This is a genomic window from Bradyrhizobium sp. CCBAU 11357 (genome assembly GCF_028128865.1).
Lineage (GTDB): Bacteria > Pseudomonadota > Alphaproteobacteria > Rhizobiales > Xanthobacteraceae > Bradyrhizobium.
In genome coordinates this window covers 1-12,638 of record NZ_LBJW01000069.1, presented here as the reverse complement: position 1 = coordinate 12,638, position 12,638 = coordinate 1, and the positions used below count along the sequence as shown (strand labels likewise).

The following is a 12,638-nucleotide window of genomic DNA, read 5'->3' as shown; positions in this document are numbered from 1 at the left end:
GCAGCGGAAGCGGCACGGGCGATGACTAGGAGTCTACGAGCGCACCACCAGCTCTAAGTCGCTCACAGGTGACCGATACGGTGCATACGCCCGCGAAATTATCCTGCCTGACCGCTATCGAACTTTCATCCAGCAGCAGTCACATGTCGCGATTTTCAGCGAGACCGCGCTTTAGACCACCCAACACTAGCGCTTTGTCGCGTGATTACGTGGCAGGCTGGTTACGTCGACGTGGTTGTGCGGCAAAATCAGCGTTCGACTGCCGATCGCCCACGTGTGGCCCTTCGCTAACGATGTGCCCATGTCTCCACTTCTGTCCTGGGCATCCGCAAGGGATAGGAACCAGTGGCCATTGGGCAGTCGGCGCGAAAGCGGCTCTTGAAGGACTCGATGAAGCCGTTGCCGGCGGCTTGCCGGACCGTAAGAAAGTAAGCGTATCGCCGCGCTGATAGGCTTACGGGTCACGATCGCGCGACATGAACTCGCCGCCTTGATCGACGCGGATCTTTGCTCGCAATCCCAACAGACTTGCAGCCCCCTTCCAGCACCGCCAAGATGGCGGTACCGCGAAAGGCGATCCGCCAGCCGCTGCCGCAACGAACGCGAAAAAATCCAATTTGGGACGGAGGCGCGATTAGACGACCCTACCGATTTGTGCAGGAGATTTCGGGGCTCAGGTCAGTTAGCTTGCTGGGTGCTAGGGAGACTTCTTCAATGTTGATTGTCGAAACTGCTTTAAAGGCAGACCAGTTTGGCGGTATTGGACTTTTCTCCGCTGCCCTTTTGCCCAAAGATTCGCTGATTTGGATTCACAACCCAATCGTTGACATCGCGGTGACGCCTGAGCAGTACGAAGCTCTAGCTCCAACATTTCGAGCTCTACTTGATAAGCATGCCTATCCAAGAGACTACAAGGCTAATGATGGTGTTATAGAGTACAATGCTGACAATGCCCGCTTCATGAACCACAGCAGTCAGCCAAACACATATCAGGACGATCATTGCCGAATTTTAACCGCGCGTGACGTACAACCTGGTGAAGAACTGACTTGCAATTACTTGTTTTTCGATCCGACGTGTAACTTATCGTGGGCTAAAGAACCATCGGTGAACGTTGATGCCCCAACGGGCTAGGCGGCAGTGGATTGAGTTCGTGGTCTGACGACTGATTCGTCGGCGAAATTTACGGGAAGAGATTCGCCAACTAATTGCGCCATCGACCGACCCAGCTTTGCGGCTGCCTCCTCGAGCCTGAACATTATTGCGAGCGCAGCCGTGTTCGACATCCCCGGCGCGCAGAGTGCGGTGGCCCGCGGCCCGGAACGTGCTTTCGATGACGTATAAGCGCGACGTGGAGTTCACAACATCTGTCCTACCCTAGGAAAGATCTCCGCAGATGTGCCTGATCTCGCACTTACTTCAGAATCTGACGACGCTCGATCAGTTCCCAGTCGTTGCTAAGAAGGCGCAGGAGCTGAGCCTGATAGTATCTTAGCATGCGCTGATTGTGCAACGTCAGAGTCGCAGATGTGCTGTTCACAAACGCACTTGATGAGACCGCTTGCGGCTCGATCTTTGCCCCTCGATTTACGTCCGCGCGCAGCGCAGAGGAAAAGCAAGCCGCTTCTCGAGGACATGCACCTCTGGTTGTTGCGCGAGCGCGAAGCCCTCTCGCGCTCCTCCGACGTCCTGAAGCCTAGGAACTACATGCTCAGGCGCGGGGCGACTTCGACTTCGCCCGTTTCCTCGACGATGGCAAGATCTGCTTGACCAATGCACTGAGCGCGCATTGACAGGCATTGTCTTGGGAAGGCGCAACTAGACCTTCGCTGGTGCCAGCGTGGCGCCGACCGTGCCGCCATCATGCTGACGATGATACCGACCTGTCGCCTCAAAGACGTTGATCCCAAGGCCTGGCTCGCCGAGGTCCTGGCCCGGATCGCCGATCTTCCCGCGTCGTGCCTGCACGAACTGCTGCCCTGGGAATGGAAGCTCCTGCGCCAGGCCGATAAGCCCGCCGGGTCAGCAGGCCGCTGACCTTTCCCCCGACCGATCATAGAGTTCGCTGTGCCCGCGGGCATGCGTCAATCAGGCGGTCTTCGTCGTATGCGTACTCAGCTCCTCACGTGAGACACTATAATGCTCTGCGAACACACCGATTGCGGATTTTCGATCGGCGAGAACAGCATTCACTCGGTCGTGCGCCCTATTCAGTTGAAGCCGACACCAGCGCCTAGTCGGTCCCGCAGTGCCTGCCGACTGATGACAAGATTGTTGAGGTTCAGGTCCGGCCGTCTTGCTGCCAATCGCCTAACCAGTTCCCGGGTGCCGTCCAGGACAAAGACGCCGCAGTCATAACTGTTCTGCTGCTGTCTTATCGGGGCCTGTTGCAGGTTAGCGTCGAGCTGTCCTGCGAGTTCCGCTGCGGGCCTGTCATTGTATCCCTGGGTAGAGTCATAGTGATAGGCGACCGGCCGGCCACGATCGCGGCGATCAACCAGCAGCAGCGACCAGTGACTGCCGCGCTGATGTTTATCCGTATTGCTGGCATCGCTTACCGGCAGGAAAAGGAAGTCGGCTGTATCACGGCGAACCCACCCTAATGCTCGTTCGACTACCTCGTTGGAGGGGGATCGCAACATTTGTGCTATCAGGGGATCCACGAACCGCGTCAGGGCGGCGAGATCCGGCTTGTTCTGCTGCAAGTCCTGCGCCAGGAGCTCATAGTCCCGCTGGATATGCTCGTCACCCAGCCACTGCGTGGGCCCCAGCACGGGTCCGCTGCGGTGGCCGGAAGACGCAACAGTTGCCGAGGGGCCGATCTGAGCACCCGGGACAGGGGACGGGCGAGGATGATCGATGAATTGAGCACCGCTGCGCTCTCGCGACCCCAATGTGATCGAGTAGGTCTCACCGTTAATGGAGACCTGGGTTGGGCCGCTGAACTGGTCCGGCTGGACCCCGATGTTATTCAGGACGTCGAGTAAGAAATCCGACACCGGCTGGGAGCCATCCTGCCGATCCTCGTGGATTCGGTATCCGATGTGCTCAAACTCGTGAAGTACGCCCGACCGCCCGACGAAGAATGCGGGTTCATCGGCAGGGCTGAGCACCGGCGCTGACTGAGCATCGTCTCGCATCTGCTGCGGAGTGTACGGCAGATCAACGAAAGAGTTGAGACCGCGATAGATGTCGGATGACTGAGCTGGCGCGTCTGATGGTACGGAGAAGAGCGGCGGTCTGACGGCAGCCCCACCCAACGGCGCCGACTGAGCATCATCTCGCATCTGCTGCGGTGTGTACGGCAGATCAGCAAAAGAGTTGAGACCGCGGTAGATGTCTGAAGACTGAGCTGGCGCGTCTGATGGTTCGGTGAAGAGCTGCGATCTGGCAGCAGCCCCACCCACCGGCGCTGACTGAGCATCGTCTCGCATCTGCTGCGGAGTGTACGGCAGATCAACGAAAGAGTTGAGACCGCGATAAATGTCGGATGACTGAGCTGGCGCGTCTGATGGTACGGTGAAGAGCGGCGGTCTGGCGGCAGCCCCACCCACCGGCGCTGACTGAGCATCATCTCGCATCTGCTGCGGTGTGTACGGCAGATCAACGAAAGAGTTGAGACCGCGATAAATGGCGGATGACTGAGCTGGCGCGTCTGATGGTACGGTGAAGAGCGGCGGTCTGGCGGCAGCCCCACCCACCGGCCCTGACTGAGCATCATCTCGCATCTGCTGCGGTGTGTACGGCAGATCAACGAAAGAGTTGAGACCGCGATAGATGTTTGACGACTGAGCTGACACATCTGATGGTGCGGCGAAGAGCGGCGGTCTGGCGGCAGCCGCACCCACCGGCGCTGACTGAGCATCATCTCGCATCTGCTGCGGTGTGTACGGCAGATCAACGAAAGAGTTGAGACCGCGGTAGATGTCTGACGACTGAGCTGACGCGTCCGATGGTCCGGTGAAGAGCGGCGGTTTGGCGGCAGCCCCACTCACCGGCCGCGACTGAGCATCGTCTCGCATCTGCTGCGGCGTGTACGGCAGATCAACGAAAGACTGAAGATCGCGGAAAATGTCCGACGATTGAGCTGGCGCGTCCGATGGTCCGTTGAAGAGAGGCGGTCTGGCGGCAGCCCCACCCACCGGCGCGGACTGAGCATCGTCTCTCACCTCCTGCGGTGTGTATGGCAGATCAACGAAGGAGTCGAGACCTTGGTAGATCGCCGACGACCCATCTGGCACCGCTTCCGGCGTCGGCCCCTCAAAATCGTGCGGCAGGTGCGGCGACCACGTTGAGTTCGACTCGCCACGCCGCGGCTCCCCGCCCGCCTGTTCAGGGGAGACGCCCAGCGCAGCGTTCGCCTCGACGATTAATAAATAGTTCCGAACCCGATCGAAGCCCATGTCCGCGCTTCGATCGGATTTTTTAAAGTCCTTGTAATCGTCGTTCAACGACTTTTGCTGCTCACTGGTGCCGGTGAGTCGGCTCACTATGCTCCCCCGCCCATTCCTTTGGAGCCAAGCACCGAATCTTCGTTGGTTGCGGGCCAGATTTTGAGCAAGTTTTTTCCGGCTAGTCTCCTCGGGTTTGAGCATGCTCAGCTCTGCCTTTTCCAGGCCATCAATGATGAGGGCGTCATCGGGATAAAGATGCGATGTGGGCGACGGGACAGCATGACCGCTGGGCCGCCGAGATGCACCCGCGCCGGAAACGTCCTCGGCATCGCGTACCTTGCCCAATGCGAACAATAGATGCTCGTCATTGGGGAACAACTTCTGAGCGAATTCGATGCGCGCAGCGTGGTCTAGCCCCGATATCGAGTAGCCCGCAAGATTAAGCGCGTTAGAAAATCTGCGGAGACTACGATCATGACGAGCAGCACTGCCCGACGTCATGCCGCTGGCATTAAGCCGCTCTGAGAGGGGCGCGTCTTCCGCTGAAGGGATCGTGCGCGGCCGCCCGCCAGAATGTACATAGCTCGGATCATGATACGCACGAAGGATGCCCAATCCTTTCTTCATGTCTTCGTCGTTCGGGAAGTAAGTCTTGACGTGACGGACCAGGGACTGGTGGTCCCCCAAATCAATCGTAATGCGCTGAGCGCCAAGATCATTTCCAAGTCGGCGAAGCGCCTGCGTATAGCGCTTAACCGTCTTCAGTTGTGGCTTTTTCTGAGCCGCATATTGAGCAATCGCCTTGTCGATAATTTCCCGATGTTCTGCAGAGAGATGGGGATGGTAGTTGCGGCCGCTGCGGCCGCCACCGGAGACAGGACCCGGATCTGGCGGGCGCGCCTCGGCCAAGTGCTGCTCAAAACCCTCTTGGCTGGCATGCCCCCCCTGGTCCTCTTCCAAGACGGCGTGCTGCACCTGGGACCAAGCTGTTGGATTGAATGGATCGGAATTGTACGGGTCCACGCTAGCCTCACGTCCAAGACATCAATTGAGCTGATCCTATTATGGATAGGCTTTCCACAAGCTGACGAGGCCGTCGCTAGTGAGGCAATGCATCGCGACATCTGCAGAACGAGGCGGCCCCGCGGCTCTCGATCGTCACTGGGCTTCATGGGTTTCAGGACCCGCCTTCCTCCCGGCCGATGAAGTCCCGCGGCGGCATGGGAAGCGACGACTCGTCATTGCTTGGGTTGCAAAACGGCATACCAGCGGCGCCGATCACATCAGCCGAGCGTCATCTCGGCGCGAGAGGGGACGAATCCTGGACGAGCTTTGCACCGTCAGGATGACATCGTAAGCACGCGATCCGACCACTGTCAGTGGACGGGCATCGGGATCGGCCGTACCGCGGCGGCCAAGCCGGACATTGGGAAGCTTTAGGTGTTCAAGATCGGCCACCGCTCCCTCTGGTGGGTTGTAGGCGCGCTTCATGCGGTTACATTCGGTGCGTGTCGGCCCCCCAGTGGATGCGCGCTGGAATGCCAAGTGAATCGCACGCCGCGACCGATCACTCTTGTTCGGCAAGGAGTAATGGGGCGCATAATCGTCGAAAATGAAAACATCACCAGCTTTCAATCGCACCGGCTCCCATGTGAAGGTTTCGGCGATCTCCGGGTAAATCACCCCGCCGGCATCCATCGGAAACATTCCTTCCTTATGGCGAGCTGGTGTGAAGAAGAGCCCACCGTTACCCGGGTCGGAGTCGTCCACGGCGATGCATGCAATTGCGGGGAACCATGCGGTCGGATATCTTGTGCGGCACATGGTAGATCTCCTGATGAGGGCGGTATCCGCCGCTGTCCGGATACTTGAAGATCAGAAGTTCCTTCAACATCCGTGTCTTCTCATTCAAGAGTGTCTCGACCGCTACACGAATGCGGCCATCGGCCAGGAGTGCCTCCCGTAGAGGGCCATGGTAGTCTAAGAAGTTCTCAGCCTTGGAGATGATCTTACGGCTGTCACTCGTCTTCTCGAACCACAACATCCACTTATCTGAGCTTACATCCCAACGCGCAACTTCCTCAACCTAACGAGAATTCTTGCCGCGCGTGGCTAGATCGAAGAACCCTTCCAATCGAAGATATCCATCCTTATGCCATTTCGATTGCTGTGCTTCAGTCAGCATGTGTGAGCTCCTTCCTAAGATGAGGCGGATCAGTTGTGCTTCGCCCGAGGCGCGTTGCTAGCACCGCATTAAGAGCTGTCGCGCACAATAGGCTCAGCAACATCACGTCAAGGCCGTATCCACGGACCAACTGGCCTCCGACCATAGGAAAGCCGACAGCCCGAGGAAGTATGCGAGGGTAAAGATCTGCGAGGTAGTGGGCACCGAGACGCCGTGCTGGCCGGCGAGATTTACGGCTATCGTGTTCAAGGTTGAATAACTTAGCCCATAGCCATGGCGGCTGACTAATCGCTTTTACATCTGGCTTGTGTTGCCGCCCGGTAGTTCGTGGTTCCTGCACGAGGTTGCGGTCCATGTCGGCTGGAACGGACTTGAAGTCGTCAGGCTCGGCCTCGAGCCTTTCGCACATGAGCCGCTGGCAACCCATCGTGGCGGGACGAGCGTCGCGAAGCATCTACGGACATCGTGGTATGCAAGGCGTGAGCAGGCCGTTGCCCCTCGCACGGTCGGTACGGTCGCCGCGATTGAGAGCGGGCCTCGCGCCTCAAACCCATGCATCCTCAATCAAAATGCTTGCAGCCGCCACGAATTATCTATTTGAAACCCGTTCGAAACATCCGCCCTGCTGTAAGTAGGATGACGCGCAGTCAATAGGGTCCAGATCGATGATTGCCGCCGCGGCTCAGCCCGCGACGCAATTTCTGGCCTGAAACCCATGCAGGAAGTCAGCCGTATGTTGGGCATCGGACGAGATCGTGAAGATCGTGCGTCCGTTCTTCAGCACCCTTGTTCAGAGCGACATCGGAGGCGTGATCCTCCCTCACCTCCAGTGTTAGGCTGAGATCGGCGGACAGAAAGGCCGCGCCAAGCTCCGCGACCAACTCTTCCATGGGATAGCCTTCATCGCCGAAGCGCTAGCGGCCGAACTCGCGATTCAGGACTCTCGTGGCGGTATGTAGTGTCCAACACCACTCATTGCCGCTGCGGCAGAGAAGGAACTGCGTGGCCCTCACCTCTTCAGGTGGTTTATCGACCTTCGCCAGAGTACCTGCGAAGCTTGTCCAGATAGCCACCACGATCGCTCGGCGCGAGATGTAAAACAGTGCGGGTGCGGCTCGGTACTAACCGACCCGGGCGTGAAACCAGGCCAACTAGTCCATACCACATCCGCACTGCCGTTGAGACTAGCGGAAAGGTGACTCGGCGCGGATCGCGTCTGGAGCAAAAGCGCTGTCCCTGCCACATCCCGTTAACCCCAAGGGCTCTGTATCTGTGATAGCTTACCACAAGCTGACAGGCCTTTGCGCAATTGGTCAATGGTACGTGTGGCTATCAATACCGGCTCAATCTGCCACGGTAGTTCCTGCAACCGCTCAGTGCTGTTCTGTCACGACTTCATGAGAAAGGCGCTATCCCTATCTGCATCCGCACTCCCAATGAAGTTGGCCACGGGATTGAGAGGCTAGCGCCGGCTTTGCCCTGAGGGCTGTTCACACGAAATGCCTCGTGGGTATTAACGGGAACTCGGCCTTGAGTGACCTACAGGGACTGATCAGGCGAGACGGCGGACGTAGCTGATCAGTCGCATTCATCGCCAGCGAGATACCATCGCCCGCCGAGAATGAGCAAAGACCGGCTTGCTGACGCCGCGGCCGATAACGTCGTCCGTCAAGCGTCATCATTGAAGTAGATCTTAGTCCTCGCCATCACTCATCGACAAGCCGCTGGGATAGGTACGTATGTTCCAAAGCGATCCGGCGTGCCTGTTCAATTAGATTGGCGGCGGCGCTATGCCCCCCGTCGGTATTCTCATAGTAGAGGTACGGTTGGCCCAACGCAGCGAGCCTTGCCGCTGCCTTGCGGCCATGCGCTGGATGCACGCGGTCGTCCTTGGTGGACGTGAGAATGAAGGGGGCCGGTTAGGTCTTGGCTGGCGCCAACCTCTGATAGGGCGAGTAAGCCTCGAGCCACTTGCGCTGATCGGGAATGCTGGGATCGCCATACTCGCTGATCCAGGAGGCCCCGGCGCCCAGCTTGGTGAACCGAACCATATCGAACAGCGGAACCTGTAAGATGGCCGCATTGAAGAGGTCGGGTCGTTGGGTGATTGCGGTCCCTACCAGGAGGCCTCCTTGGCTACCGCCGACCACGCCTAGCCGGCGGGGAGAAGTGATTTTGCGCCGAATCAAGTCCTCCGCGACGGCGATAAAATCATCCCATGTCCGCTGCTTCGTTGCTCCTTGGGCAGTCTGGTGCCATAGGGGCCCAAACTCACCGCCGCCGCGCAGGTTCGCGACAACACACGCGTTGCCCTGCTCGAGCCAGAGTCGTCCGGTGAGGCCGGCGTAAGCGGGGATGAGCGGAATCTGAAACCCACCATAGCCGTACCGAAGCGTTGGAGTTGATCCGTCGAACCTTGCGCTCTTGGGTCATAGCAAAAAGTAAGGAATGCGGGTGCCATCGCGCGAGATTGCCTCGAACTGTTCGACGACATGTCTCGAGGGGTCGAACCGAGGAGGTGTCGTCTTCAGGGTCTCAAGGCGACCGGTTACGGCGTCGAAGTACCAGAGCATCGTCGGGCTAAAAAAGCTGGAGACGGTGAACATCGCCTCGTCGGTTTGACCCGATGCCGCAGCTACACCGACACTCGCATTGTCTGGTAGCGAGATCGGCGTGGCCTGCCAGGCGCCTTGATGGTACTTGTAGACAAACGCCCTACTCTGAACATTGTCGAGAATCGTTAGGATTAACAAGTTTCTTGTGGCGGTGAATCCGCTGATCGCTTGACGAGGCCCAGGCTTAAACACGAGGGTTGGCATGGCGCGCAGCGGATCCTGCTTCCATTCGGTCAGGTCATACGAGATGATCGAGCCCGCTGAGAGGGCGTGTCTCCGGACGGCGGCATCCAGTCTTCGTTTAGCGTCACCAGCAGGCGACCACTCGCGATGCCTCCGATGGTCGACTTCTTTGGCAGATTGAGCTTAATCGGCTTGGACCCAAAGAGAACATACTCATGCTCGAACGAACTGATGCGGCGGTCGGCGCCGGTCGCATGGATCGTACCTTCACTGTCGCGCAGCACGAATGGTGTAGCCTCGACATCGGTCGGCTCGCCACGGAAGACCTCGTGCGCTTCCGCCAGCGACTGAGCGCGCTTGAGCTCCTTCACAACGAAAGGGTAACCGGCTTGTGTCATGGTCCCTTCGCCCCAATCTCGTGTAACCAGGACCGTGCCGCTATTGACCCAAGTGACCTGCTGTTTTCCCTCGGGAAGTGCGAAGCCCTTCGTGACGAAGGTTTTCGCAACTGCGTCGAACTCCCGGATAAACACAGCGTCCTTTCCACCGTCGGACAGGTTGAGCAAGCATAGGCGCTCTTCGGGCGGAAGGCAGCTCACCCCTTTAAGAACCCAATTCTTCTTGTCCGCGTCAGCGAGAGCATCCACGTCGAGGATGGTCTCCCATCGGGGGGGGGTTGGCTGCGCTAGCTTTCAAGCGTCGTACGCCGCAAGACGCCGCGCACGTGGTTCTCGTCCTGCCAGAAATTGTCGAGACCGCGTCGTCCCATCGAGACGTACGGAATCCGGTCCTTGGCCTGAAGAATGTGGAGCGCTTCCCCGTAGAAGCGCTGGTAACGTGGATCAGATTGGAGCGCACTGAGTGTCTTGTCGTTCTCGGTCCGAGCCCAAACCAATGCGCGCGGCCCTTCGATTTCTTCAAGCCAAAGAAAAGGATCTTCAGCCACGCTCGCAGACGCTGGCGCTGGGGAAAGTCGCGCGGCCATCAAACAGCTCATGGATAGCGACGCTGCGAGAAAGAGAGAATTTTTCATGGGAATTGTCCTGAAGTTAGCCGGCCTTGAGCATCCTGCTAGTGAGTGGAAGCATTCGGAAGATGCATACTCGGCTTCAAACCGCAGGCATGCAGGAAGTGCGTCCGCTGGCTTTCGATGGAGCAAGCAGCGTGCCGTTCGAAAGGCGAGGTTCTCCGGCGTTCCCAACCCATTTAAGTGTCGTCTTTTGGACGTCCGTCTCAAACCTGACAGTCGGTTCGTGGTAAAGACGATACGCAGCGACCACCTTGCTCATCGTCGCACTACGTAATCTTCGACGTTCGTTTGCACCTTCCGTTCGGCCATTCACAGACCGGCTCCGCATGAATTGCCTTGAGCATATGGCTCACCTCGCAAACCTTGCGCGAAGGACTATCGCTGAACACGTTGCGGCAAAGGTAAACCATGCAGCGTTTTGGGCGCGCATCGCGCAGGCATCGGCGACGCTCTCGACAAGGCCTCTGCAGTCATCCGAAATGACAGTTCGGGTTCCGGCAAAGATCGAGGTCGATTTTTTGAAAGGTAGCGCTCCATGCGCAGCCGTTCGTTCGGCTGGCGCAGCCGGGCGATCTCTGAAGCCTAATCCGCCGACATCGGCGTCTGCCTAAAGCTTCGCTGATTGGATTCACAACCCAATCTTTGACATAGCGGTGACGCCTGAGCAGTACGAAGCTCTAGCTCCAACATTTCAGGCTCTACTTGGTAAGCATGGCTATCCAAGAGACTACAAGGCTAATGATGGCGTTATAGAGTACAAATGCTGACAACGCCCGCCTCATGAACAACAGCAGTCAGCCAAACACATATCAACACCATCATCGCCGACTTCTAACGGCGCGTCACGTACAACCTGGTCAAGAACTGACTTACGACTGCTTTTCGGTCCGACGCGTGACCTATCGCGGAATAAAGAATCATCCGTGAATATTGTGCCCAACGAGCTAGGCGGCAGTGGATTCAGTTCGCGGTCTGACGACTTGAATCGTCTGCGAAATTTACGGGAAGAGCTTCGGCAACTAATTGCGGCCATGGACCGACCCAGCTTTTCTTTTGCGGCTGCCTCCTTGAGCCTAGAGATTATTGCGAGCGCAGCGCTGTTCGACATCCCTAGCGTGCAGAGTGCGGTGACCCAAGGCCCGGAATGTGCTTTCCATGACGTATAGCCGCGATGTGGATTCCACAACATCTGTAGAGCCTAACGTAGGCAAGATCTCCGCGGGAGTATGCCCGATATCGCATTTACTACACAATCTGATGATGCTCGATCAATTACCAACCGCAGCTGACGTGCTGCAGGGACTGAGTCTGATAGCATCTTAGCATACGCTGATTATGCCGCTTGACGTCAGAGTCGCAGATGTGCTGTTCACAAAGGGCACTTGATAACGATCGCTTGTGACTCGATCTTTGCCCCTCGATATACTTTCGCGCGCAGCGCAGAGAAGATCATTTCCCATCCAGGCGCGCCCCTGAGATACATGAGATCAGCCAATAAAGAGTGATCGAGCTCGGCCCGCGCTCCATCCGACCTTGCAGTCGGTCAGGTCAACTATCCTTACGCGATCGAGGACGCAACGAAGGCGACAAAAGCCGCAAGACAACGGGGCGCCGCAAAAGCGGTCCGGGCACGACTCCTAGCCTTACTCGCGGCACTCACGCTCCCAAAAACTAAGACGAGCTGTACTCGCAACGACCGGCTGCTTGCCGTCACCGCAGCTGGCGCGGAGACGAGAACACTGCACTTTAGAGTACGCTGTTTCATCAAGATCGGAACGGGTCCGCGCACACTTCAATGAACAAATAAAAACGTCCCACATGCGCGTGCCTTCTACGCTCGATGCGCAATGTAGAACTATCGACGCTCAATTGTCCGCGTTCAAACCACCATAAGGAAGTTGACGCGACACACTCTTAGAAAACGCGCGCAGAAGATACGAATTAGTCCGGCACGCGGCTTGCTTCGTTCGGGACTTCATCATCAATCGTAGTGCGGTGATCTTCGGAGCAGCCCCGGCGCGTCATTACGTGTCTGGTCGCTCCGATGATTTGCCGTGCGGCGATACTTAGCGAGCGGGACCGCGTCTCGGGAAAGTGCAGGGCAATCATTATGCGATCAAGAGTTCTCTTTTTGGGTGCTACGACGGCGGCGCTCGTCACAACGGGTTGACCTGCCACTGCATTTTCATCCAGCGGCAGTTAGAGTCTCGGGTTTTGTACGCCAAGTGGCG

Annotated in this window: 8 protein-coding genes and 2 pseudogenes; 2 read left to right on the top strand and 8 right to left on the bottom strand. The window is 57.8% G+C overall.

Features of this window, described 5'->3' with window-relative positions; genetic code table 11:
- The first annotated feature begins 714 nt into the window (after positions 1-714).
- Both XI05_RS09650 and XI05_RS09645 read left to right on the top strand, forming a co-directional pair.
- The gene (locus XI05_RS09650; protein WP_271500903.1) at positions 715-1,134 is read left to right on the top strand and encodes an SET domain-containing protein; all 420 of its coding nucleotides are present in this window, start codon (positions 715-717) and stop codon (positions 1,132-1,134) included.
- Between the two features lie 471 nt (positions 1,135-1,605).
- Positions 1,606-2,037, top strand: a pseudogene (locus XI05_RS09645) (transposase domain-containing protein); the annotation flags it as partial.
- Positions 2,038-2,210: 173 nt separating this feature from the next.
- Here XI05_RS09645 and XI05_RS09640 read toward each other — a convergent pair.
- From XI05_RS09640 to XI05_RS09610, 8 genes and pseudogenes are all read right to left on the bottom strand, one after another.
- The gene (locus XI05_RS09640; protein WP_271500901.1) at positions 2,211-5,417 is read right to left on the bottom strand and encodes a Ulp1 family isopeptidase; all 3,207 of its coding nucleotides are present in this window, start codon (positions 5,415-5,417) and stop codon (positions 2,211-2,213) included.
- Between the two features lie 255 nt (positions 5,418-5,672).
- Positions 5,673-6,218 (bottom strand): phytanoyl-CoA dioxygenase family protein, encoded by a 546-nt coding sequence (locus XI05_RS09635; protein WP_271500899.1) that lies wholly within the window; start codon positions 6,216-6,218, stop codon positions 5,673-5,675.
- Complete coding sequence (locus XI05_RS39495; RefSeq protein WP_333939836.1) at positions 6,142-6,438, bottom strand: hypothetical protein; 297 nt, start codon at positions 6,436-6,438, stop codon at positions 6,142-6,144. The genes XI05_RS09635 and XI05_RS39495 overlap by 77 nt, the downstream gene beginning before the upstream one ends.
- 866 nt (positions 6,439-7,304) lie before the next feature.
- The gene (locus tag XI05_RS09630) at positions 7,305-7,469 is read right to left on the bottom strand and encodes a hypothetical protein (protein WP_271500897.1); all 165 of its coding nucleotides are present in this window, start codon (positions 7,467-7,469) and stop codon (positions 7,305-7,307) included.
- Positions 7,470-8,285: 816 nt separating this feature from the next.
- Positions 8,286-8,867 (bottom strand): annotated as a pseudogene (locus XI05_RS09625) (prolyl oligopeptidase family serine peptidase).
- Between the two features lie 141 nt (positions 8,868-9,008).
- Positions 9,009-9,398 (bottom strand): hypothetical protein, encoded by a 390-nt coding sequence (locus XI05_RS09620; protein ID WP_271500896.1) that lies wholly within the window; start codon positions 9,396-9,398, stop codon positions 9,009-9,011.
- Positions 9,399-9,427: 29 nt separating this feature from the next.
- Positions 9,428-10,024 (bottom strand): hypothetical protein, encoded by a 597-nt coding sequence (locus XI05_RS09615; protein ID WP_271500893.1) that lies wholly within the window; start codon positions 10,022-10,024, stop codon positions 9,428-9,430.
- A 38-nt stretch (positions 10,025-10,062) separates the two neighbouring features.
- On the bottom strand, positions 10,063-10,410 hold the full coding sequence (locus XI05_RS09610) for a hypothetical protein (protein ID WP_271500891.1): 348 nt from the start codon (positions 10,408-10,410) through the stop codon (positions 10,063-10,065).
- Positions 10,411-12,638 lie beyond the last annotated feature (2,228 nt).